Source organism: Polycyclovorans algicola TG408 (genome assembly GCF_000711245.1).
GTDB classification, from domain to species: Bacteria; Pseudomonadota; Gammaproteobacteria; order Nevskiales; family Nevskiaceae; genus Polycyclovorans; species Polycyclovorans algicola.
On the sequence record NZ_JOMH01000001.1, the window covers coordinates 1,816,056 to 1,839,854 of the forward strand.

15 protein-coding genes and 1 tRNA gene are annotated in these 23,799 nt (G+C 64.9%); 12 read left to right on the forward strand and 4 right to left on the reverse strand.

From position 1 onward, the window contains the following. Positions 1-23: 23 nt before the first annotated feature. From U741_RS0108720 to U741_RS0108735, 4 genes are all read left to right on the forward strand, one after another. On the forward strand, positions 24-2,771 hold the full coding sequence (locus U741_RS0108720; RefSeq protein WP_161776170.1) for an SLBB domain-containing protein: 2,748 nt from the start codon (positions 24-26) through the stop codon (positions 2,769-2,771). A 25-nt stretch (positions 2,772-2,796) separates the two neighbouring features. Continuing rightward, positions 2,797-4,974 carry a prolyl oligopeptidase family serine peptidase gene (locus tag U741_RS0108725; RefSeq protein WP_235200196.1) on the forward strand — a complete coding sequence of 726 codons (2,178 nt, stop codon included), beginning with the start codon at positions 2,797-2,799 and terminating at the stop codon, positions 4,972-4,974. Between the two features lie 315 nt (positions 4,975-5,289). Further along, a complete protein-coding gene (locus tag U741_RS0108730) occupies positions 5,290-6,438 on the forward strand; it encodes a Fic family protein (protein WP_043110240.1) in 1,149 nt (382 codons plus the stop codon). A gap of 233 nt (positions 6,439-6,671) precedes the next feature. Next, positions 6,672-7,202 (forward strand): REP-associated tyrosine transposase, encoded by a 531-nt coding sequence (locus U741_RS0108735; protein ID WP_029890096.1) that lies wholly within the window; start codon positions 6,672-6,674, stop codon positions 7,200-7,202. A gap of 822 nt (positions 7,203-8,024) precedes the next feature. Here the strand turns inward: U741_RS0108735 and U741_RS0108740 are convergent. The 3 genes from U741_RS0108740 to U741_RS0108750 form a co-directional block, all read right to left on the reverse strand. After that, positions 8,025-8,100, reverse strand: a tRNA-Asn gene (locus tag U741_RS0108740). A 57-nt stretch (positions 8,101-8,157) separates the two neighbouring features. After that, on the reverse strand, positions 8,158-9,342 hold the full coding sequence (locus tag U741_RS0108745; RefSeq protein ID WP_029890097.1) for a pyridoxal phosphate-dependent aminotransferase: 1,185 nt from the start codon (positions 9,340-9,342) through the stop codon (positions 8,158-8,160). 73 nt (positions 9,343-9,415) lie between these two features. Next, the gene (locus tag U741_RS0108750) at positions 9,416-10,753 is read right to left on the reverse strand and encodes a flippase (protein ID WP_052378646.1); all 1,338 of its coding nucleotides are present in this window, start codon (positions 10,751-10,753) and stop codon (positions 9,416-9,418) included. A gap of 120 nt (positions 10,754-10,873) precedes the next feature. On the opposite strand from U741_RS0108750, the gene U741_RS0108755 reads away from it, so the two are divergent. Further along, complete coding sequence (locus tag U741_RS0108755) at positions 10,874-12,181, forward strand: hypothetical protein (protein ID WP_152551555.1); 1,308 nt, start codon at positions 10,874-10,876, stop codon at positions 12,179-12,181. Here the strand turns inward: U741_RS0108755 and U741_RS0108760 are convergent. Further along, positions 12,112-13,056, reverse strand: a complete 945-nt coding sequence (locus U741_RS0108760; protein ID WP_200872701.1) for a sulfotransferase family protein — start codon at positions 13,054-13,056, stop codon at positions 12,112-12,114. The genes U741_RS0108755 and U741_RS0108760 overlap by 70 nt on opposite strands. 45 nt (positions 13,057-13,101) lie before the next feature. On the opposite strand from U741_RS0108760, the gene U741_RS0108765 reads away from it, so the two are divergent. The 7 genes from U741_RS0108765 to U741_RS0108795 all read left to right on the forward strand — a co-directional run bounded on the left by U741_RS0108765 (position 13,102) and on the right by U741_RS0108795 (position 23,752). Further along, the gene (locus U741_RS0108765; RefSeq protein WP_152551556.1) at positions 13,102-14,214 is read left to right on the forward strand and encodes a glycosyltransferase; all 1,113 of its coding nucleotides are present in this window, start codon (positions 13,102-13,104) and stop codon (positions 14,212-14,214) included. Positions 14,215-14,272: 58 nt separating this feature from the next. Further along, complete coding sequence (locus tag U741_RS0108770) at positions 14,273-16,492, forward strand: LTA synthase family protein (RefSeq protein WP_029890102.1); 2,220 nt, start codon at positions 14,273-14,275, stop codon at positions 16,490-16,492. Between the two features lie 215 nt (positions 16,493-16,707). After that, the gene (locus tag U741_RS0108775; RefSeq protein WP_084154760.1) at positions 16,708-18,243 is read left to right on the forward strand and encodes an NHL repeat-containing protein; all 1,536 of its coding nucleotides are present in this window, start codon (positions 16,708-16,710) and stop codon (positions 18,241-18,243) included. Between the two features lie 166 nt (positions 18,244-18,409). Next, positions 18,410-19,720 carry an imelysin family protein gene (locus U741_RS0108780; protein ID WP_029890104.1) on the forward strand — a complete coding sequence of 437 codons (1,311 nt, stop codon included), beginning with the start codon at positions 18,410-18,412 and terminating at the stop codon, positions 19,718-19,720. A gap of 17 nt (positions 19,721-19,737) precedes the next feature. Beyond that, positions 19,738-21,135, forward strand: coding sequence for an HTTM domain-containing protein (locus tag U741_RS0108785; protein WP_029890105.1), 1,398 nt, complete (start codon positions 19,738-19,740; stop codon positions 21,133-21,135). Further along, positions 21,132-21,560: a thiol-disulfide oxidoreductase DCC family protein gene (locus U741_RS0108790; protein ID WP_029890106.1), complete on the forward strand. Its 429-nt coding sequence runs from the start codon at positions 21,132-21,134 to the stop codon at positions 21,558-21,560. The genes U741_RS0108785 and U741_RS0108790 overlap by 4 nt, the downstream gene beginning before the upstream one ends. Positions 21,561-21,562: 2 nt before the next feature. Continuing rightward, positions 21,563-23,752: a TonB-dependent receptor family protein gene (locus tag U741_RS0108795; protein ID WP_052378648.1), complete on the forward strand. Its 2,190-nt coding sequence runs from the start codon at positions 21,563-21,565 to the stop codon at positions 23,750-23,752. The last annotated feature ends 47 nt before the right edge of the window (positions 23,753-23,799 follow it).

Consider the following 23,799-nt stretch of genomic DNA (forward strand, 5'->3'; position numbering starts at 1 on the left):
CATAAATTAAGTGGATGCAAGAAATGCGCATTGATCAAGCAGGCCGGACGCGCCTAACACGCGGTTTCTGGGCGGTAACGTTGCTGTTGTCCTTGATGACGCCGCTGCACGTTGCGGCGCAGGGCGGTGCAGCCGCCGGTCTAAGCGGCCTGTCGCAGTCCGATATTCAGGCGCTGAGCGAGAAATACCGTGATCCGAATGCCGCTCAGGCCATGCCCTCCGGGCTGGGTCAGACTGGCGATCGTTCGTCGATGGGCTCTGCCGCGGTCAACGGCGGCTACGGCGACCCGCGGTTGGGCTCGGCGCAGGCACCACGGGATGCAACGCAGCCAATGGATGAGCCCCGGGTGGTCGAAGCGGGCATCGGCGTCATTGTCGAGTTGACCCAGCAGCCGGATGAGGATGAGCCGCGTACGAGCGCCCCGCGTGACGATCAGGCGCCGCCGGTCAAACGCATCTATGTGGTGCCTAACAATCAGGGCCAGATCAATCTGGACGCGTTTGGGCGCTACGAAGTGATGGGCTATAGCGCGGACGAGATCGTCGCGCGGTTGTCGGTCGACCCCAGGCTGTCGAACTACGACATCTCGGTCATGTTGTTGCCGGCAGACACCGTGAGCGTCAATCGGCTTCGCCCGTTTGGCTCTGACGTGTTTGGCCACGAAAACATTGTCGGGCGCAATATCAATGAAAACTTGGTGCCGCCACCGGGCTATGTGTATGGGCCGGGCGACTCGTTCATTGTTCAGTACTACGGTAAAACCAACTCCGTTTATGAGTTGACGGTTCTGCGCGATGGGCGCATCAACCTGCCCGAGCTGGGCCCGATCACCGTGGCCGGAATGACCTTTGACGACATTCGCGATGCGATCAGTCAGAAGGTTTCCGAAGGGCTGATCGGGGTCAACACCAGCATTTCGGTCGGCGCGCTGCGGTCGATTGGTGTTCTGGCGCTGGGCGAGTTTGCCTCGCCCGGGCCGGTGTCGGTGCCTGCCGGCGCCTCCATCATCGACGTGATCATCGCTGCGGGCGGTCTGCTCGACACCGCGTCCTACCGGAAGATTTCAATACGGCGTGGCGGGTCGCTGGTGCGGTCAATCGACCTCTATGACGTGCTGACCAGCAGCCGGAATGTGGGCGACCTTCAGGTCATGCAGGAGGACGTGGTGATCGTGCATCCGGCCGGGCCACGCATCAGCGTGTTGGGTGAGGTGCGCAAGCCGGCGCTTTACGAGCTCGACGGTGCGCCGTCGGTTGAGCAGGTGGTTGGTATGGCAGGCGGGCTGTCAGACAACGCCGCGGGCGGCTTTTCGATTGAGCGACTGAATGAGCGCGGTGAGACTGATCTGGTCACCGGTAATCTGCGTGGTGCCGATGGCGACTTGCGGTTGCAGCGTGGCGATGTGGTCCGGGTGGATCGCGCCCTGAGCCGGCGTGATAACGCGGTGGTGCTGTCGGGACATTTCGAAAACCCCGGCTACCGTGAGTGGCGTCAAGGCATGACGGTGCTGGATGTGTTGCCTTCGATCCGGGAGTTTATGCCGCGTGCGGACCTCGGATATTTGCTGATCTTGCGCGAGTCCGGGCCTTCGCGAGAGATCAAGGTGCTGAGCGTCGACTACGCCAGTGTCGCCGCCGGTGACGGCGGCAATGTAACGCTGGAGGCGCGCGACGAGATTGTTGCGCTGCCGTTGGGCGAGCAGCGGACCATGGCCATGGAGCGCTTGTTGCTCAAGGTCAACGGTGCCGATGCGTTCCGGCAGCAGCCGACGGTGACCATTTCGGGCGCGGTGCGATTCCCGGGCGTGTATTTCTATGAAGAAGGCAGCTCGGTTGATTCGTTGATCCAGAAGGCAGGCGGACTGCTCGAATCGGCTTATGAAGACACTGCCGAGCTGGTGCGCTATTCAGTGGGCGACGACCGCGGTCGGCAGAACGTCAAGGCCAGCTTCTCACTGGCCGACGAGGCCGAGCGTACGTCGCTGAAACTGATGCCCGATGACGTGGTGAACATTTTCAGCATTCCCAACTGGACCGAGCCGATGTTCGTCGAGGTCAAGGGCGAAGTTCGCTTCCCGGGTCGCTACACGATCACCAAGGGCGAGCGCCTGAGCGACCTGCTGGAGCGGGTGGGCGGGGTCACCGATGAGGGTTATCTCAACGGTGCGGTGTTCCAGCGTGAACGGCTGAAGGAGCGTGAGCGTGAGGAGTTGGCACGGTTGCGGCAGAGGCTGAGTGATGACCTTCGCGCCATGGCGGTTCAGGTCGAGGCATCGCCAGATGAACAAGAAGGCTTGATGACGGCGCGCAGGCTGCTGCAGGAGTCAGACGGCATGGAGCCAGTCGGCCGTTTGGTGATTGACTTTGATCAGGTTGCTGACGGTGGTTCGGACGATGTTCTGCTGAGCCCCGGCGACACGCTGGTGGTGCCGCCGAAGCTTGAGACGGTGTCGGTGATTGGCGAAGTGAACATGACCATCAGCCATCGCTGGCGTGAAAACCGTACGGCCAAGGAGTATCTGGAGTTGTCCGGCGGGCTGACGCAACGGGCGGATAACGATCAGGTTTACGTGGTCCGCGCCAGTGGTGAAGTGCGTTCGCTGGACACCGGGTGGTTTGGCACGCCGCCGGAGATCAGGCCGGGTGACACCATCGTGGTGCCGCTGGACACGACGGCCATTAGGCCCATGCAGTTGGCGCGCGACATCACGCAGATTCTGTCGCAGGTGGCGATCACTGTTGCGGCCTTCAATTCGGTCGGGGTGTTCTGAGCCTGCTCTTGGCCAGCGTGTGGGCGTGAGACGTCCGGGCTTTGGTGCCACGGGTTGGGTCCGGCATGTTGCCGCCGGGCTTTTGCTGGCCTCGCTGACGGTGCGTGCAGGGTCGTTGGTCGAGCCACGGTCGGAAGCGCCGACTTCGTTTCGCGGTGACCAGGTCGACACCTTGCACGGCGTGGGCCTTGCCGATCCGTACCGCTGGCTTGAGGACAGCGACAGCGCCGCCACGCGTGAATGGGTGGCGGCACAGAACGCCTACAGCGCCCCGCAGTTGGCTGCGCTGCCGGCGCGCGCCTGGTTTGAACAGCGCTTGACCGCACTTTGGCAACAACCGCGTCACAGCTTGCCGCAGCGTGTCGGCGACCGGATGTACTTCGAGTTCAGCGACGGCCGGCAAAACCAGCCGGTGCTGATGGTGCTGCAGACCGGCGAGACCGAGCCGCACGTGGTGCTCGATCCCAACCAACTGTCCGCCGATGGTCTGGTGTCGCTGGCGCAGTGGCGGGTTTCGCCGGACGGCAAGCGGCTGGCTTACGCGCTGTCAACGGCGGGGTCGGACTGGCAGCAGATCAACGTCATCAACCTGGCGGACGGCGCGAAGGTGTCGGGGCCACTGAAGCGGGTCAAGTTCTCGGGGTTGGCGTGGCTGCCCGACAGCTCGGGGCTTTATTACGCGCGTTATCCCGATCCGCCGGAGGGCGCTACCGACGACTTTGATCCGCTGACCCATCAGGCGCTTTACGTGCACCGGCTGGGCGAGCCGCAGTCGGCAGACCGGCAAATGTTTGCGCAGCCCGATCATCCCGACCGCGGCTTTCATGGCGAAGTGACCGATGACGGCCGTTACCTGGTGGTCAGCGTGTGGCGTGGTGCCGCCAGCGAGAACGCGCTGATCATCAAGCCGCTGTTTGACGATGTGCCGCCCTGGGATGCCGGTAACGCGACCGAAGTCGTCCCCAACTTCGAGGCGCAGTACACGCTGATCGGTAACGACGGGTCGGTGCTGTACTTCACCACCACCGCCGAGGCGCCGCGCGGCCGCGTGGTGGCCATTGACATGAACAACCCGGATGCGGGCTGGCAGTCGGTCATTCCGCAAGGTCGCGACACGCTGCAGTCGGCCGTACGTGCCGGGCCGTACTTGGTCACCCGCGTGATGCGCGACGCCACCCACGTGTTGCAGCGGCACGCGCTGGATGGCACGCCCAAAGGCGCCCTGACCTTGCCCGGTATTGGCGCGGTCAGCGCGCTGGGCGGTGAAGCCGGTCGTGCCGAGGTGGATGTGGTCTACACCGCCTTCAACCAACCCGCCGTGCTGTTGTCGACCGATGTGACGCGCCGCGTTGACCGGCTGGCCCCGCTGTTTCCCGCTGAGCTGCCGTTTGACCCCGACCGATTCGTCACCGAGCAGGTGTTTGTGACCAGCCGTGACGGAACGCGTGTGCCGATGTTCATCAGCCATCGCAAGGGGCTGGACCGCAGCGCGCCCAACGCCGTGCACCTTTACGGCTACGGGGGGTTCAATGTGGCGCTGACGCCGCACTTCTCGGCCGCCAACCTGGCGTGGATGGAGGCGGGCGGCGTTTACGCGGTCGCCAATTTGCGTGGCGGCGGCGAGTACGGTCGCGAGTGGCACCGTGCCGGCACCGGGGCCAACAAGCAGAACGTGTTTGACGATTTTATTTCGGCAGCGGGTTACCTGATTGACCGCGGGTGGACGACCGCTTCGCAGTTGGCGATCAGTGGCCATTCCAACGGCGGTTTGCTGGTGGGCGCCGTGCTCAATCAGCAGCCGCGCCTGTTCGGTGCCGCCGTGGCAGGGGTCGGGGTGATGGACATGCTGCGCTTTCACCGCTTCACCATCGGCCGCGCCTGGACCGGCGACTACGGCTCGCCCGATGACCCGGACGACTTCAAGCACCTGCTGGCCTATTCGCCGCTGCACAACCTGAAGCCCGGCACCCGCTATCCGCCGGTGCTGATCACCACCGCCGATCACGATGACCGTGTCGTGCCTGCCCACAGCTACAAATATGTCGCCGCCCTTCAGTGGGCCCAGGCCGGCCCCGCGCCCGCCTTGATCCGCATCGAAACCGATGCCGGTCACGGCGCCGGCAAACCCCTCTCAAAGCGCATCGAAGAAGCCGCCGACCAGATGGCCTTCCTCGCCCACCATGTGGGCCTTGAAGCGCCCTGACGCAGTCGTAGGCTGGGTAGAGCCTGCGAAACCCAGCGGGGTTGGCCGGAGTCTGCTGGGTTTTCGCTACGCTGCAACCCAGCCTACGGGGGTTTTCCTACCCGGCCTGCGGTTTCGTTGCATGGTTGTAGGCTGGGTAGAGTCGGCGAAACCCTGCGGGGTGCCCGAAGCCGTGCAGCAACTTGGCCGACAGCCCCGAAAGCGAAACCCGGTGGCCCTCAGTCTCGAGCCGCCTGCGGCGAATATTCATGATTATCGCCGCATGATATGCGGTGATCCTCTGCAAGCGCGGTGATAATGCCGCATTATCTCCGCATGTATCGCGGCGATTATAAGTACATCTGGCAGGCCACCGACTGGCCCAACTGGCGTTATGACCTCGCCGCGTTGGCGAGTCCCATGGCCGAGGTGAGCCGTGCTCAGGGCCTGCTGCTGGGGCGACTCGCTGATGTTGGCTTGGTACTGCGCGATCAAGCTGCTTTGGCCACCCTCACCGAGGACGTGGTGAAGACCAGCGAGATTGAGGGGGAGCAGCTCAATGTGGCGTCCGTACGCTCGTCCATCGCCAGGCGGTTGGGCGTGGACATCGGTGCCCTGGCGCCGGTGGATCGTCATGTCGAGGGTGTGGTGGAGATGGTGCTGGATGCCACCGCCCAATGCGACGCAACAGTATTGCGAGAGCGGTTGTTCGGTTGGCATGCCGCGCTGTTTCCGACGGGCTACGCGGGTCTCTCCAAGATCAGAGTCGGCGGCTGGCGCGATGACGTAGACGGCCCCATGCAGGTGGTCTCCGGTCCCATCGGTCGCCCGAAGGTGCATTTCGAAGCACCGCCCGCCAGCGGGCTGGACGATGAGATGAACAAGTTCCTCGACTGGCTGAATGGCGCGTCGAGAGAGCCCGCACTGATCAAGGCCGGACTGGGCCATCTTTGGTTCGTGACGGTGCATCCGTTTGACGACGGAAACGGCCGTATCGCGCGAGCCATCGGTGATCTATTGCTGTCGCGCGCTGATGGCAGCCCGCAACGCTTTTACAGCATGTCCGCCCAGATCCAGCGGGAGCGCAAGGCCTACTACGACATTCTCGAGCGCACGCAGAAAGGCTCGATGGATGTCACGGAGTGGCTGGCGTGGTTTCTCGACACTCTGCATCGCGCAGTCGACCAGGCGCATCACACCCTGGACGCCGTACTGAGCAAAGCACGCTTCTGGCAACGCTGGGCAACAACCCCGCTGAATGAGCGCCAGCTAAAACTGCTGAATCGATTGCTCGACGGATTTGACGGCAAGCTCACCAGCAGCAAGTGGGCGGCCATCGCCAAGTGTTCGGCCGATACGGCGCTGCGAGACATCAATGATCTGTTGGACAAAGGTGTGCTGAGAAAACTAGAGGCGGGTGGGCGTAGCACCGGGTACACCCTTTGCGATGCAGCAGGGAAGCGAAGCGCTGGCTCCGTGCTGTGAGCCTTTCCCAGCGTTGAGGGTTGATCGAGAGGGATGCTGGGTTTTCGCTTCGCTACAACCCAGCCTACGGGGGCTTTCTTCAAACCGCTCATGGCGTCGATATGCGGTCGTAGGCTGGGTAGAGCTTGCGAAACCCAGCGGTGAGGTTGGCCAAGGCGTCCGGGGTTTCTGTTTCGCGGCAACCGGGCCTACGATGCCAGCGAGTGTTCCTCGTCCCCGCAAGGAGGCGTGCCATGCGTCGCTACATTCGCAGCCGCAACGCCGCAGGTTGCTATTTTTTCACCGTCAATCTCTCCGATCGCCGCGGCAATGACCTGCTGGTGCGGAATATTGGGGCGCTTCGCGAGGCATTTCGTGATGTGCAACGCCGCCACCCGTTCACCGTTGATGCCGTTGTCATCCTGCCTGAACACCTGCACGTCATCTGGACGTTGCCACCCAACGATGCCGATTTCTCTACCCGCTGGCGGCTGATCAAGTCTGGGTTCTCGCGCGCGCTGCCGCCGGGCGAGCGGGTCAACGCCAGCCGTGCACGTCGACAAGAGCGTGGCATTTGGCAGCGTCGATTTTGGGAGCACGCGATTCGCGATGAAGGCGATTGGCGTGCGCACGTTGATTACATTCATTACAACCCCGTCAAGCATGGCCATGCGACCCGGGCCGTGGATTGGCCGTATTCGAGCATTCACCGCCACATTCGCGAGGGGTTATGCATCCCCAATTGGGCGGTCGGCGCCGATATCCTCGCGATGGATCGAGAATGATCCACTCGATTGGCCTGTTTCGCGCATTCGTAGGCTGGGTAGAGCCTGCGAAACCCAGCGTTGAGGGTGATCGAGGAGATGCTGGGTTTTCGCTTCGCTGCAACCCAGCCTACGGGGGCGTTCTCGAAACCAGCCGGGGTGTTGACGTGCGGTTGTAGGCTGGGTAGAGCCTGCGAAACCCAGCGGTGAGGGTTGATCGAGGAGATGCTGGGTTTTCGCTTCGCTGCAACCCAGCCTACGGGGGGCGCTCTCGAAACCAGCCGGGGTGTTGATGTGTTGCCGTAGGCTGGATAGAGCCTGCGAAACCCAGCGTTGAGGGTGATCGAGGAGATGCTGGGTTTTCGCTTCGCTGCAACCCAGCCTACGGGGGCGTTCTCGAAACCAGCCGGGGTGTTGACGTGCGGTTGTAGGCTGGGTAGAGCCTGCGAAACCCAGCGGTGAGGGTTGATCGAGGAGATGCTGGGTTTTCGCTTCGCTGCAACCCAGCCTACGGGGGCGTTCTCGAAACCAGCCGGGGTGTTGACGTGCGGTTGTAGGCTGGGTAGAGCCTGCGAAACCCAGCGGTGAGGGTTGATCGAGGAGATGCTGGGTTTTCGCTTCGCTGCAACCCAGCCTACGGGGGCGTTCTCGAAACCAGCCGGGGTGTTGACGTACGGTTGTAGGCTGGGTAGAGCCTGCGAAACCCAGCGGTGAGGGTTGATCGAGGAGATGCTGGGTTTTCGCTTCGCTGCAACCCAGCCTACGGGGGGCGCTCTCGAGACCCGCGCGGCGCGTCAGCGGCGCACAAAAAACCCAGCACTGGGCTGGGCTTTTCTGAGTAAGTGGCTCCGTGAGTAGGGCTCGAACCTACGACCCGCTGATTAACAGTCAGCTGCTCTACCGACTGAGCTATCACGGAACAGTTGGGGCGCGAAGTGTAGTCAACGCGACTCCGTGATGCAACGCTTTTTGTCGATCAGCCGCCTGCAATCTTGCGCAGGCGCTCCACGCTTTGCTTGAGAACCGCGTCGCTGGTGGCGAACGACAGGCGCAGGTGTCCGGGCGTGCCAAAGGCAGAGCCGGGCACGACGGCCAGCAGGGCTTCGTTGAGCAGCTTGTCGGAAAGCGCCAGGTCGGTCTCGCAACCCAGTTTGGCCATCAGGCCTTCGACGTTGGGGAACACGTAAAAGGTGCCGTCGCCGCTGGGGCAGTTCACACCGGGGACGGTGTTGAGGTCGGCCACCAGCGCGTCGTGGCGTCGCTTGAACGCGGCGACCATTTCGGTGACGCAGCTTTGATCGCCGTTCAGGGCTTCAACCGCCGCGGCCTGGGCGATGGAGGTGGGGTTGGAGGTGCTCTGGCTCTGGATGTCGGACATGGCGGTGATCAGCTTCACCGGGCCGCAAGCCCAGCCGAGTCGCCAGCCGGTCATCGAGTAGGTTTTCGACACGGCGTGGATGATCACGGTGCGGTCGTAGAGGTCGGGGCAGGCATTGATGATGTTGCTGTACGACTCGCCGCTCCAGAGAATCTTTTCGTACATGTCGTCGCTGGCGATGACGATGCCGGGGTGTTCGCGCAGCACGGCGCCCAGGGCGGCCAGCTCGGCCTTGGTGTAGGCCATGCCGGATGGGTTGGACGGCGAGTTGAGCCAGATCATCCGGGTCCGCGGCGTGATGGCGGCTGCCAACTGTTCGGGGGTGATCTTGAAGCGGGTGTCGACGGTGGTCGGCATGATCACCGGGGTGCCGTCGGCGAGCAGCACCATGTCGGGGTAGCTGACCCAGAACGGCGCCGGAATCAGCACCTCGTCGCCCCCATTGAGCAACGCCTGGCACAGGTTGTAGCAAGCCTGTTTACCGCCCACCGATGCCAGCACCTGTTTGGGGGTGTAGGTCAGGCCGTTGTCGCGCGCCATCTTGTCGATGATGGCCTGCTTCATCGCCGGGGTGCCGCCGACCGGGGTGTACTTGGTTTGGCCCTTGTTGATGGCCTGGCGTGCGGCTTCCTTGATGTGCTCAGGCGTGTCGAAGTCGGGTTCGCCGGCGCCCAGGCTGAGCACGTCCTTGCCCTGGGCTTTGAGTTCGCCCGCCTTGGCGGTGACGGCCAGCGTCGGGGAGGGTTTGATACGCATTACACGGCGGGCCAGCGTCAGTTCCATCGGGGCGACCTATGAGCGGGGAATAATGAACCGCGCGCATCATAAAGGATGACCATGCGCCGGTCCGCGCAATTCAAGCGGCGACCCGCAAACCCAGCGCGGTGCTGTCGATCCCCAGCCGCCGACGCACCGCCTGCCACAGCAGCACGTTCCAGATCAGCAGGGTGATGGCGGTGGCTACAGCCGCGCCATTGATGCCGAAGGTGGGGATTAACGCCAGGTTGAGCAGGGCATTCACCACCACGCCGATGGACAGGCCTTTCACGGTGTCGCGCTCGTGGCCGGTCATGTTGAGCAGAAACACCACCGACCCGAATGCGGCGTTCAACAACTGGCCGATGGCGAGAATGCGCAGCGCCGTGCCGCTGCCGCCGTAGGCGTCACCGAACACCAGGGTGACGATGGGTTCGGCAACGAACAGAAACAGCAGCATGATCGGCAGCGTCAGCAGCAGCACCAATCGTGCGCTCAGCGTGGTCACCTGCTGCAGACGGGCGCGGTCGCCTCGTGCGTAATCGCGGGCAAACTGCGGGGCCACGATCAGGTTCACCGCCAGCAGCCCGAAGCCCACACACAACGACGCCTGCGCCGCCACCCGGTAGAGACCCACGGTTTCGCTGTCGAGGAAGAAGCCAAGCATCACCAGATCGGTGTACTGGAGGATCACCTGCATCGCCGAGAGCAGCGTCAGCGGCATCATGCTGCGCAGCCACTCGGGCGGTCGTTCGCCCTCCGGCGCGCGCGCGGTCGAGGTTGTCGGGCGCGCCCGCCACAGCATGGGCACGCTGATCAGCAGCGCCACGGCCGCCGCCAGCGTGTGCAGACCGACGGCGACGTCGGCGCGCATGTCGTCGCGCCCCAGCCACAGGTAGGCCAGGATCGCCAGCAGCAGCAGCGCAGGTCGCAACACATACTCCGGCAACTGGCCCAGCAGCACGCGGTGCACACCGCGCAGTGCCGCGCCGGCGAGATTGCCGAGGATGATCAGCGGCACCAGCAGCAGCGCCAGCACGAAGCTGTTGAAGGCCACCGGCTCAAAGTGGGCGCGAAACCCCCACGCAATCGGCAGCGTGATCAACGCCACGGACAGCGCCAAACCTACGGTGAAGGTCGTTGCCCAGCGCCACAGCCGGTAGACAAGGTCGACGCGCGACTGCGCCAGCGCGGCAGCGGTCTCACGCACCAGCAGAATCGGCAGGCCGCCCTGGGTGGGCACATTCAACAGAATCACCAGCGCCAGCGCATAGGTGTAGATGCCGTAACCCGAGGGCCCGAGGTATCGCGCCATCAAGATGGTCAGGCTTGACGCCGCCACCGCATTGAGCGCGCGCAAGACAAAGCTGGCCATGCCGTTGCGGAACAGCAAGGCGCGCAGGGCCTCGGTTTTACTCAGCGGTGATCGAAGGCTCATCAGGTTTCAGTCATCGGGGCTTTGTTAGCCTCGTGTCATGTTTTTGTCACTGCAAATGCCCGTCGCCGGCTGGGTTGAAGCGCAGCGCAAGCCCGGCAGATCCCGAGGCATCACTGGCGCATGACGTTACCCCTGAAAGCCTTGGTGATGCGTTGGGGTGGCGGTCACGGTGGGAGAGTCTATCGCGGCCTGTCACGCCGCCTGCCGACTCGGCGCCGTTGGTGGGCCGCCGCCGTGCCCGTGCTCGCGGTTGGGTTTGTGCTGGTGGTCGGCACCCGGTCGATGGACGTCTTCTCGGGCGAAATGCGCGAGCGCCTTGAAAGCCACAGCTTCAGCAACCTTGACGAAGCCGCCTACCGCCTGCGCTACCCGGCCCTTGCCGGTTTGAAGGTCGATGGCCACGTGGTGCCGGGCCTGCACGCCAACTTTGTGCCGCAAGGTGTCGACTATCTGCCGGGCGACACGCACCGCGCGGTGATCTCCGGATATTTTTGCCAGCGCTTCGAGCGGGCACCGCTGCGTCGCGCATTGATCTCGCAGTGCGGCCAGAAGCAGTCGGCGCTGTATCTCGTGGACCTCGACAACGGCAAGGCGCTGCGACTGGCAATGCTTGAAGAGCGCGACGGCGAGCCGATGCGCCGCCATGCCGGCGGGGTGGCGATCCTGCACGAGCGGGTTTGGCTGCCCGACAACTTCGAGCTGCTGCGCTTCGACCTCGACAAGCTGCTGACCGCCTGGCGCGACGTGATCACCCTGCAGCCCGAAAACGAACGACGGATCGGCGTCGACAGCAGTGGTGACTTCATTACCGCGCGCGGCAACGCGCTTTGGATTGGCAACTTTCAGCGTGCCCAGCGCGGCGCGCCTTTGCCGCCGCATTACCGCTCGCTGGGCGGCGGCACCACCGGGTGGACCGCCGCCTACCGCATCGATGACGAGACGCTGCGGCCGGTTAACACCGACCAGTACACGGTCCGCTGGTCAGCGCGCGACTTCGAGGTTTATCGGCCCGATGCCGGTTTGCACCATCGCAACATCGTGCAGGGCATGACGTTTATCGACGAGCGGCGCATCGTGCTCAGCACCTCGTGGGGCGACCGGCCAAGCGCGCTCAGCTTTCATCGGCTGCCGGACGATCCGCTGCGTCCGCCCGACAAAGTGACGCGCGTGACCCTGCCGGACGGCAGCAAGTTGCCGGTGTGGGCTCTGTTGCGGGCGACGCGTGAGATGCAGATTTTTGCCCCGCCGGGCGCCGAGGGCGTGAGCTTCGACGGGCAATTGCTGATGTCGGTCTTCGAGGGCGGCGCGCTGCCTTACCGCGAGCGCTGGGGCGACATCGAAGACCGCATGCTGATGTTTCAGCCGCCGGGCGTGACCCGCCGCGACATCCCCATCGTGCCGTTGGTGGCGCCCAAGGCCAGCCAGTGAGACAGGTCGCGATCCAGCAGTGCGCCGAGTCGCGTCACGTCGTCGGCAAAGTAAGCCCGCAGCGTCTGCTGCATCTGTGGCGAGACCGGTGGCCGCGGCGCATCGTGACTGTTGAGCCGGCGCAGCGCGGCGACGATGCCCCAATCGCCGTGGATGCCCAGCGCACTGCGCAACTGGCTGCTGTGACGCATCCAGCGCGACAGCATCGGCCAACGGGTGGGCCGCGCGGCGTTGACCACCGGAAAGTCACTGCGCCCGTCGTCGGTCACGCCGAGAAAGGTCAGGACCTCGCGGTAGCGCTGTCGCGGGTCTTCGCGCAGGTCGTCGAGCAACAACGGCAGAACACGATGTTTCGGTACCCGGTCGTAGAGCCGCGCGAGTTGTTCGCCAAGGCGGCAGTAGGCCCCGTACTGCAGCCGGTCAGGGTCACCGCGCACCGTGCGCGGCAGCGATTGGCCGCGCTTGCGCGCGGGTTGCAGGGCCCAGGCACGCTCGAAATCGGTTTCGTTTTCCCACCCCTGGGCGACGCTTTCACCGTGCAGCGACGGCGCCATCTGCAGGGGGTTGCGCAGGCAGACGATAAACTTGGCGTCGGGGTTGTAGTCGAGAATGCCCGGCACCGCCTCGGGTGCGAACAGGTAGTGCGTCGAGGCCTCGCCGATGGCGCGGTGCTGAGGGCCAGCGCCGACAAACAAGGCTTCGTAGTCGGTCAGCGACCGGGTGGCCGGCATGCTGTCGACATTGAAGAAATGCGGCTCCTTGCGCGGGCTGACGAACACCTCGGGGTGCTCGCCCAGCCACTGCGCGAGCGCGGTCGTGCCACATTTAGGGGCACCAACAATGAAAAACGTGGGTCTGTTTGAGATGGCCATCATGAATTCAGTAACGGGCGGCAGCAGCGCGGACGAGGGACCGGTTTAGTGCAAACGACCCACAAGCTCAAGGTCATGCATGTGGTGCGAACGCCCGATTTGAGTGCCGGCGGCTTCATCAGCTACATCGACAGCCTGCGTGCCGGACTGGCCGAACACCCGGTCAGTCTGTCGATGGAAAGTGTTTTTCCGCGCAACCAAAGCGCCCGGGTGCTGGCACTGAAGACGCCGGTGAGTTTCTTCCGCCGCGTGCAGCGCAAGCTGGTCGACACCGACGTGCTGCATGTGCATGGCATTTTCGGCTGGCACGTGCTGCTCGGGGTCTGGGCTGCGCGGCGGGTCGGGCGCCCCTATGTGCTGACGATGCATGGCCACCTGCACGCCGAGATGATGCGCGAGCGCCAACTGTCCAAGCGCGTCTACCTGGCCCTGATCGGCAACGCCATTCTCCGCGATGCTGCGGCGATCCTGGTCACTGCGCCGGCCGAGGCGGCCATCGTTGAACAGCGCGTGCCGCAGGCGCGGATTCACCAGATCGTCCCCGGCCTGGCCGTGCCCGCCGCCGCGCCGCGCCGGGATGCGGCGCAGGCCGGGCAGCCGTTGCGGCTGTTCTTCGTTGGTCGGCTGCATCCGCACAAAGGTCTGCGTGAGCTGTTGCAGGCGGTCGCCAACGCGACAGCGCAAGGCATGGTCCTCCACCTGCAGGTGGCCGGCCACGGGCACGCCCACGAGCTTCGGCGGGTGCAGGGCGATATCAAGCGCCTGGGACTCGCCGACCAGGTCGAACTGTTGGGTTACATCGAGCCCGCCGAGCGCGATCGCCTGCTGCTACAGGCCGATGTGTTGCCGCTGCCGTCGCGCTCCGAAAATTTTGGCTTCGTTGTCGCCGAGGCGCTGCGGGTGGGTGTGCCGGTGATCGTCACCGAAGGCGTCGGCTTGGCGCCACTGGTCCGCGAGCACGGGTGCGGCACGGTGATTCCGGTCGGCGACGTGGAGGCCCTGACCGACGCGCTGCTCAGCTACCGCGAGGCGGATCGCCGGGCCGCGGAAAGCGCGCGCGCCCACGCCGCCGCGGTGGCGTGTTTCTCGCTGGAAAAAATGGGCGCCGAATGTGCGGCGGTGTATGCCGATGCGGCGCGCGCAGGCCGGTTGCAATCATGATGTGGCGGGCAAATTTGTCGGGTGAACCGTGCCAACACCCCCTGCGGACCCTGAAGCCATGACCGGCACGCTGAAGCTTTGGGCGCTGGCCTTTGTCGGTTTACTGGTGATGCGTGGCCTGCTGCTGATGCAGGGCGCGGTGCCGCTGTATCTGCCCGGCATGATGGTGCTGGCGGACGGCGTGACCGCACTGGCGCTGGTGCTGGCGCGGCGACTGCTTTTGCCGACACCGTGGCTGATCGCGTTTTATGCGCCGTTGATTGCGTTGATTTATCACGCCGCCGGCATGCACGCCGAGATTCACGGCAGCTTCTTCCGTCTGGCGCACATCCTGCAGGCGATGGACAGCGAGTTTTTGTCATCGACGCTGTCGTGGCATTTTTTTGGCTATTTCCCGCTCTACCTGCTGACCGCCACGGCGTGGTTGTTTGCCCTGACGGACCGCGCCGAGTCCAAGACCCTGCGTCGCGGGCTGCCGCCGGTTCCGGCCGCGATGGTGTTGTTGGGGATGTTGCTCGGCTACTACGCGGCGACCCCCAGCCCGACCTATCTGATCAACAACCCGCTAATGGCCACGGGTGTGCAGGTGCCCGGCGCTTTCTGGCGCGCCACGGCACGCGACGAAGAAACCATGCTGGTGGTCGACGACGCCGACACCGACCCGGTGTTCTTTCTGCGCGACCAGCCCGGTCAGGCGCACAGCGGGCGCCCCAACATCTTGCTGGTCATGGTCGAAGGCCTGTCCGGCGCCTACCTGCCGTCAGTGGCCGAGCATCACGGCGTGCACGCCGATCTGGCGCTGCCGGAGCTTGACCGGCACTTGCAAGATCACGGCTTTCAGCTCTTCCCCAACACGGTGGCCATGCAGCGGCAGACCAATCGGGGCAGTTACTCGATCATCTGTGGCGACTACCCGCGCATCACCACCAGCGTGCCAAAAATGACGCTGATCGCCTCGGCCGGCGAGCCGGTCGAGTGCCTGCCGCGCACCCTGCAGAATGCCGGATACCGCACGGCGTACATCCAGGCGGCGTCGCTGGCATTCATGAACAAGGACGTGTTCATGCCGCTTGCCGGCTACCAGGCGGTGATCGGCCGCGAAGCCTTGGAGGTCACCGGCGTGCCTTCCGAAGGGTGGGGCCCCGATGACGCACCCTTTTTCGACGCCGTCGCCGAACAGCTCGCCGAGCTCGACGCCGGTGACACGCCGTGGTTTGCGACGGTGCTCAATGTCGCCACGCACCATCCGTTCACGCCCGAAGACGAAGACCTGGTGGGTGAAGCGCTGCTGACCCGCCGCACCCATGCATTCGAGCAACTGACCGATGCCCTCGGCGGGCTGCTCGACACGCTGCAGGCGCAGGGCGTGCTCGACAACACGTTCGTGGTCATCACCTCCGACGAAGCCGGCGGTCATGCCGAAGAAGGCGAGTCAGAAAAACCCATGCGCAGCAACTTTGGCGTGATGGCCCTGCGCATGCCGTCGCAGGGCCGCTGGCCGGCGCTTGCGCCCGCCGAAACCCTGGTCGCGCACATGGACGTGGCGGTCACCGTGCTCGACCTGTTGGGCCTCGACGAGGCCGGCAACATGATCGGCAGCAGCATGTTGAACAACCCCCGACGACGGCCGCGCGGCCTGTTGTTTGGCGACACGTACAGCGCCCAGTCGTACTTTTTGTATGACCACGGCGAGCTGCTGGCCTGCGATGAAACGCTTTTGCGCTGCCAGCAATGGGCGTTCGATCCGACGCGCATGTTCGGCACCCTGCAAGCCAGCGAGATCGCACCGCGACTCGACCTTGCAGCGCGTAACCGCATCGTCAGCGAGGCGTCGCTGATTCGCGATGCCGGGGTGGCCAGCGATGACCGTTACCGTGTGGCGCCGGGGACCATCACCCGGCGGCGCGCCTACCACGGGCGGCAGAACCTGTCGGTGGCCGAGGCCGAGCTGCTGGAGGTCACGGTTGAAGCGCAGGCGCTGCCCGGCGGCCGCAGCGCCGACTATGAAGGCGACTTGTGGGTGGTCATGCGCGACCGGGGCAACGGCGATCTGCTGGCCGAAAGGGCGATTCGTGTACAGGGCGTCTACCCCTTGACCACGACCCTGGTGATGCCGCCGCCGGTACGCGCCGCCAGCATCGACGTGAACCTGCATTGGGAGCCGGTCAACGACGATGACGAACTGGCGATTCGCTCGCTGGACGTCCGCCGCAAACCCACGACCAGTCCGCTGCCCGCCGAGGGCGTGGTGCGCCCCGAGGTCATCCCGCCCGAGTAGGCGATGACCCCCGGGCCCGGCTCGCGCAGTGCGGCCGCCGCGTCGGATTGGCGGTGCCGGGTCGGGCTGCCGACGTGCATGGAATGATTCTTCAATAAGAATCATTTGCAAAACCGATCGATTGCTTGTTAGATTCAGCGCCCGTCACGGATAGGTCATGTGACGACGATTTCTACTCAGGCGCGCAGCGCCGGCAATACGAAGGGAGTTCTCTGATGAAGGCATTACCCAAACTTGGAATGATTGCGTTGGTTGCAAGCATGTCGATGGCGATCACCGCCTGCGACGACGGCAATGACGGCGCGCCCGGCCCTGCGGGTCCAGAAGGTCCTGCCGGTCCGGGCGGCGACAGCGGCAGCGCGGTGTCAGTCGCGGCAGACCGCGTCACCACGTCAGCCAACGACCTGCGCGGCCTGACCTACGCCACCGTGGCGCCGAACGCCGGCAAAATCTACGCCTCGGGCTTTGTTGGCACCAGTGACGCGACGCGTCAGACCGTGATTGCCCGCTTCAATGCCGATGGCTCGCCCGACACCAGCTTTGGCATTGACGGCTTCGTCGAAATCGAAACCACCGCCGCCGTGGGTAGTGGCGACGAACAGTCGCTGGGCGTCACCGAGCTGCAGAGCGGCGACGTGATTGCCGCCGTCAATGCCGTGGACGATGACGGGGGCCGCTCGGTCTACCTGCTGCGCGTCACTGCCGACGGCACCCAGGCTGCCGGCTGGGGCGACGCCGACGGCAAGGTCGAAGTGCCGTTCGGCTGGGCCAACGCCGACAACGCCGACTTCCCCGGCGCGCCGGCAGCCCTGCCGACCGACACCGCATGGGACGTCCAGACCGACAAGAGCGTGGGCAGTGACCGCGTGGTGGTCTTCGGCCTCGGCTCGGCCGGTCCCAACGATGCCAGCCGCACCGACAACGACCGCTTCGTCACGCGGATGAACATCACCGCCACCGGCGCCGAAGTGGACCCGACCTTCAACGGCGGCGAATCGTCGACCTTCAATGCGACCGGCACGCTGGGTGACAACGCCCGTCGCGGCACGGTTGAAGCCGATGGTTCGATCATGTCGGCCGGCTACACCAACCTTGGCGAGGGCCTGGGCAACCACGTCATCCTCATCAAGCTCGATGCCAGCGGCGCACCCGACAGCAGCTTCGGCGGCTTCAGTTCGGCGTCTGACGTGGTGCCGGCGCAGCCGGGTATCGCGGTGTTCAACCCGCTGCTCGTCGATGGGGGGCAGGCGGAAGCCTACGCCGCGGCCCGTCAGAGCACGGGTGCTTACGTGACCACCGGTTACGGCAATGCTACCGGCGCCGACACGCCGTCGACGCTGGGTTTCGAGACCTCGCTGGCGCAAGACGTCGTGTCGTTCCGTGCCGATGGCGGCACCGCCACCGACGTCGACACCGGCTGGGGCAGCAACGGCAGCCTCGCCATCCAGAGCGAAGGCAAGGGCTTCCCGTCCAATGAAGATCGCGGCCGCCACCTGGTGACCTTGCCGGATGACCGCACCGTGCACATTGGCCGCTTTGGCGGTGTGCCCGCGGCCTTCGTCGTGACGGCTGGCGGCGCACCGGACGCCAGCGTGTTTGGCGACGGCGTGATCGAACTGCCCAGCGACACCATCGACAGCCAGTTCTTCGGCGTCGCCCTCTCGGCCGACGGCAAGCGTGTGGCGATGACCACCAACAGCAACGCCAATGGCGCGCGGCTGGTGGTACTCAAAGTTGCCGCGTCTGACTGAATCGTCAGGCGGGGCATTAGAATTGCGTCCGCCAGCGAATGCATGGCGTATGCGAATGCGAATGAGTCGTCGGCCGGGCTATTGCCCGGCCGACGATTCTGTTTGAGGGCATGACGGGCCTCTCTCGACCTCGAGGGGCCACCTCACTTTAATGACGAGCGAACCCATGGAACGAATCGACCTCTCTTCAATTCTCCGGCACACCGTGCAGCGCACCGTGGGCGTCGGTCTGTTGGCCAGTGTCTCGATGCTGGCGGCGTGTGGTGGTGGGGGAGGTGGTGGTGGCGGCGGTAACCCCGATCCGAGTCCGACCCCCAATCCCAGTGTCAGTCCCAGCCCCACGCCCGACCCCGGCGGCTTGGTCGGCGACGCGGCGCGCCGCGCGGTGCTGGCCGACATTGGTGACGACATCATCCTGCCGGCGCTGCGTGATTTCGATGCGCAGGCGGCAAGTCTGGTCACCGCTGCCGAGGCTTATGCCGACGCGCCGGCTGACGTTGCACTGCGGCAGGCGACCCAAGCGGCCTGGGACGCAGCCATGACCTCATGGCAGCGCAACGAAGTGCTGCAGGTAGGCCCCGCAGGTCGCTCAACCAATCCGGACATGGTCGCCGGGGGGCAGGATTTTCGTGACCTCATCTATTCATGGCCGGTGACGCTGAATGCCTGTGCGCTGGAAGCGGCCGCAGATGCCGGCACCGAGGTCAATGCCGCCACACCCATTAACCGGGTTGGGCTGGGCGCGCTGGAGCATTTGCTCTTTACCGACGTGCCGCCTGCCGCATGTGATGCGCAGCCCGACACCGCAGCGCGCGCCGCACACGTGGTGCGCCTTGCCCAGCGGGTGGCGGTGGTGGCCAGCGCCTTGCGTGATCGTTGGGAGCCGGACGCGGGCAATTTCATCGAACAGTGGCGCACCGCCGGTGATGGCAGCAACGTCTACATGTCGCCGCAGGCTGGCCTCAACGCGGTGTCGATCGCGCTGTTCTACGCCGAGAAGAGCAGCAAGGACCGGAAGATTGCTTATCCCAGCGGCTTGCCGGCGGCAGGGCTGGAGTGCACGGACGAGGTGGCGTGCCCGGAGTTCCTCGAGTCACGGCTGTCGCGACGCTCGGGGGAGAACCTGATCGCCAACTACCAGGCGTTTCGTGACGTGTTTACCGGGGTCAACGACGGCCTCGGCATGAACGACTTGCTGGAAGGCATCGGTCGCGAAGAACTCGCTGCCCAGATCGTCGCCGAGCTGGATGACCTGCTGGCGGCGCTGGCCGCGATCGAAGACGACGGTGGCTTCGACGCTGCGGTCGAAGGCATTGATGACAGCACCGAGTGCATGAACGCGTTTTCCAGTTCCAGCGGCCTTGCGCCGTGCGCGTTGCTGGGTGTGTCCAAAACGGCGATGGACACCTTCCGTGGGCCCATCGTCTCGGCGCTGAACCTGGCCGTGCCCCAGGCGGCGGCGGGTGACAACGACTGAACCCGGAGCCTGAATCGGTGGGAGAACGGCTGCTGCGGACCCTGACCGCGCCGCGTGACATCGCGGCGCTGGCGGTGTTTCGCATGCTCATCGGCGCGCTGATGTGTGTCGGCGCGCTGCGCTTCATGCGCAACGGCTGGATCGAGCGGCTGTATGTCGAGCCGACGTTCCACTTCAAGTATTGGGGGTTCGGCTGGGTGCAGGTGCCGGGTGAAACCGGCTTGTATCTGCTTTATGCCGGTATCGCGTTCACCGCCTTCATGGTCGCCATCGGCGCGCTCTACCGCGTCGCCATCATCGCCTTCTGGTGCCTGTTCACCTACGCCGAGCTGATGGATGTCACCACCTACCTGAATCACTATTATTTCATCAGCCTGCTGACCTTGATTCTGTGTTTTCTGTCGCCGCACCGTGCGTGGTCGGTCGATGCATGGCTGCGACCGAAGTTGCGCGCGATGACGCTGCCGGCGTGGCAGACGTACTGGCTGCGCTTCCAGGTGGGCCTGCTGTACTTCTACGCGGGCTGGGCCAAGTTCGAGCCGGACTGGTTGCTGCATGCCCAGCCGCTGAACATCTGGCTGCCGCCGCACAGCGGTCTGCCGCTGCTTGGGCCATTGCTCGAATTTTCTTGGGTGCATTACGCGTTCTCGTGGTTCGCGTTCATGTTCGATGTGACCATCATCGGTTTCATGCTGTGGCGGCGCACGCGGCTGTTGGCGTTCGCAGTGATTCTGGTGTTCCACTGGTTCACGCATCTGTTTTTCAACATCGGCCTGTTCCCGTTCATCATGGTGTTTGCGGTGCTGGTGTTCTTCGACGCCGACTGGCCACGTACCTTGCTCGCGCGCCTGCGTTTGCCGTCGCCAGCACCGGCCGCCGTGGCCAACGTCGGCGCGGCCGGGGCGCCGCGCTGGTCGCCTCTGGCGACGACCTTCGCCCTGATGGTGCTGGTGTTTTCGATGATCCAGTTCGTGTTGCCGCTGCGGCAGTGGTGGTATCCCGGCACGGTGATCTGGCACGAGCAGGGCATGCGCTTTTCGTGGCGGGTGATGCTGCGCGAGAAGTCGGGTGTTCTGGAATACCGTGTGGTCACTGCGGATGGGCGCACGCGGCTGGTGTTTCCGCGTGATTACCTCACCGAACAGCAATACCGCGAGATGGCCGGCCAGCCCGACCTGATCCTGCAATTGGCCCACCACATTCGCGATGACTTTGACGCGCGCGGTCTGGGCCCGGTGCAGGTGTACGCCGACTCACAAGTGTCACTGAACGGCCGCGCCGCCCAGCGGATGATCGACCCTGCCGTCGATCTCGCCCATGTCGAAGATGGCCTGGCCCGCGCGGAGTGGATCTTGCCGGCACCGGAGGGTCCACCGCCATTGCACCGGCCGCTGCGCCTGGCGGTGACGCCGTGAGCGAAACCCCCGACGCTGCCGTACTGCTGTTTGACGGTGACTGCGCCTTCTGCAACGGCTGTGTGCGCTGGTTGCTGCGCCACGAACGGCGACCGCGCTATCAATTTGCCGCGTTGCAGTCAGACGCCGCGCAACCGCTGCTAGCCCGCTTTGAGGTGCCCCCCGGCGATCTCGGCAGCGTGCTGGTGATCGACCACGGCCGGCTGTACCGCAAAACCGCGGCCGTCTTGCATCTGTTGCCCGAGCTGCGCTGGCCGTGGCCGCTGCTGCGCGTGTTTGTGCTGGTGCCGCGTGTCCTCCGCGACGCGGTCTACGACTTTGTTGGCGCGCGCCGCTACCGCTGGTGGGGGCGCGCGACCTCCTGTGTGATTGCCGACCCGGCGTGGCACAGCCGTGTCCTGACCCTTCCTTCTTCCGTCTCCTGATCATGACCCCACGATTTGCCTTTGCCGCCGCGCTGCTTGGTTTTGCCGTCTCGCCGGTATTCGCCCAAGACGCCACCCCCGAGGCGTCGCCGCCACCTGCCGACCGCGAGCCGATGACCGAGATCACCGTGTTCGGCGTGCGCAGCGACCCGGACCGGGTTGCCGGTTCAGCGCATCGCATTGATCAGGAGACCTTGGAGGAATACCGCTACGACGACATCAACCGGGTGCTCAATTTCGTGCCCGGGGTGTACGTGCGCGAAGAAGACGGTGAGGGCCTGCGCCCCAACATCGGCCTGCGCGGTGCCAGCGCCGACCGCAGCCAGAAAGTGACGTTGATGGAAGACGGCATTCTCATCGGCCCGGCGCCGTATTCAGCGCCGGCGGCCTACTTTTTTCCGCTGACCACGCGCATGGTGGGCGTCGAGGTGTTCAAGGGGCCGGCGTCGATTCAGCACGGTCCGCAGACCATCGGCGGCGCGGTGAACCTGGTGTCGGCGCCGATTCCCGACAAGACCGAGGCGATGATCGATGCGGCAGGCGGCAGTGACGCCTTCCGCCGTCTGCACCTGCGCGGCGGCTCGCGCTGGGGCGACACCGGGCTGATGGGCGAATTCGTCCACCTCGGCAGCGACGGCTTCAAGCAACTCGACGGCGGTGGTGACACCGGCTTCGAGAAGAACGAGCTGCTCGCCAAAGGCGCTTGGAACCTGGGCGTCGGCACCCTGGAAGTGCGCGTGGGCTATGCCGACGAGGTGTCCAACGAAACCTATCTGGGCCTCACCGAGGCCGATTTTCGTGACAACGCCACCCGTCGCTACCGCGCCAGTGCGCTGGACCGCATGGACTGGGAATGGAGCGGTGGCCGCATCGGCTGGAGCCAGCCGTTGCTGGGCGGCTCGCTGAAGCTGACCGGCTACGCCCAGAACTTCACCCGGGCCTGGCGCAAGTTCAACAACTTTGGCGGCGCCGACATTCGCGAAGTGCTGGCCAACCCGGAGACGCCGTTCAACCAGTTGTTCGTCGGCGTGTTGCAGGGCGAGGACACCGACGGCGTGGCCGGGTCGCCCGATGACCTGCGCATCGGCACCAACGACCGTGACTTTGTGGCCAGCGGCGTGCAGGGCGAGATGAACTGGGAATTTGGCGAGCGCGTGACCCACCTGTTGCAGGTCGGTTTGCGCTTTCACTACGACGAGATCGAGCGTCTGCACGACGAATTCGCCTTCGAGCAGATCAACGGCCAGTTGGTCGACAACGGGCGCTCGCGCGCCATCCTCACCGACAACATGGCCGACACCGAAGCCTTGGCGCTGTGGCTGCGCGACGAAATCATCATTGATCGCTGGACCTTTGTGCCGGGCGTGCGGGTCGAGTCCATCCGCTCAACGATCGAAGACCGCCTGGCCGGCGGCGCGCGCGACAACGACTACACGGTGGTGCTGCCCGGCCTGGGTGTGAGCTACGAGTTGACCGCCGATCTGCGTCTGTTGGCCGGCGTTCACCGCGGCTTTGCCCCGGCCGCACCTTCGGTGACCGCCGAAAACGATCCCGAAAAGTCGGTCAACTACGAGGCCGGCGCCCGTTGGCAGAGCCTGTTCGGCCAGTTCGAGGCCATCGCCTTTTTCAATGACTACAGCAACCTCACCGCCATTTGCACGGTGTCGTCGGGGTGCTCGCCGTCAGACCTCGACACCCAGACCAATGCCGGCGCGGTCGAGGCCTACGGACTTGAAGCGGGCTGGCATCACAGCTTCGCCGTCCGGCCGGGGCTGTCGGTGCCGCTGCGCTTGACCTACACCTTCACCGAGGCCGAGTTTGGCGAGTCGTTCGTGTCGTCCGACCCGCAGTTTGGCAACGTCGAGGCGGGCTTTGAGCTGCCGTATGTGCCGCGCGACCGTGCCAACGCCATGTTGGGGCTCGACGGTGGAAAGTGGGGCGCCGACCTGTCGGTCTCTTACCTGTCGCGCATGCGTGACCGTGCCGGCAGCGGGGCGTTCTCGAGCAGCGAGGGGTCTGACGACTTCGTGGTGCTGGACCTGGCCGCGCGCTATCAGGTCCTGCCGAAGCTGGAACTCAACGGTCGCATCGACAATCTGCTGGATGAGGAATATGTGGTGGCGCGGCGGCCTTACGGTGCGCGGCCGGGCAAGTCGCAGGTCTTCCAGGTGGGTGTGGTCTACCGCTATTGATCAGCCGTGACGCGTCGGTGGGCCCGCCACGTCGGGCCGCGTTCATC

What these genes read in the sequence shown, in the direction of transcription:
- U741_RS0108770 (WP_029890102.1), top strand. Translation starts at nt 14,273, where the DNA reads ATGACCGGCACGCTGAAGCTTTGGGCGCTGGCCTTTGTCGGTTTACTG.
- U741_RS0108755 (WP_152551555.1), top strand. Translation starts at nt 10,874, where the DNA reads ATGACGTTACCCCTGAAAGCCTTGGTGATGCGTTGGGGTGGCGGTCAC.
- U741_RS0108735 (WP_029890096.1), top strand. Translation starts at nt 6,672, where the DNA reads ATGCGTCGCTACATTCGCAGCCGCAACGCCGCAGGTTGCTATTTTTTC.
- U741_RS0108750 (WP_052378646.1), bottom strand. Translation starts at nt 10,753, where the DNA reads ATGAGCCTTCGATCACCGCTGAGTAAAACCGAGGCCCTGCGCGCCTTG.
- U741_RS0108720 (WP_161776170.1), top strand. Translation starts at nt 24, where the DNA reads ATGCGCATTGATCAAGCAGGCCGGACGCGCCTAACACGCGGTTTCTGG.
- U741_RS0108775 (WP_084154760.1), top strand. Translation starts at nt 16,708, where the DNA reads ATGAAGGCATTACCCAAACTTGGAATGATTGCGTTGGTTGCAAGCATG.
- U741_RS0108780 (WP_029890104.1), top strand. Translation starts at nt 18,410, where the DNA reads ATGGAACGAATCGACCTCTCTTCAATTCTCCGGCACACCGTGCAGCGC.
- U741_RS0108730 (WP_043110240.1), top strand. Translation starts at nt 5,290, where the DNA reads ATGTATCGCGGCGATTATAAGTACATCTGGCAGGCCACCGACTGGCCC.
- U741_RS0108745 (WP_029890097.1), bottom strand. Translation starts at nt 9,342, where the DNA reads ATGGAACTGACGCTGGCCCGCCGTGTAATGCGTATCAAACCCTCCCCG.
- U741_RS0108795 (WP_052378648.1), top strand. Translation starts at nt 21,563, where the DNA reads ATGACCCCACGATTTGCCTTTGCCGCCGCGCTGCTTGGTTTTGCCGTC.
- U741_RS0108760 (WP_200872701.1), bottom strand. Translation starts at nt 13,056, where the DNA reads ATGATGGCCATCTCAAACAGACCCACGTTTTTCATTGTTGGTGCCCCT.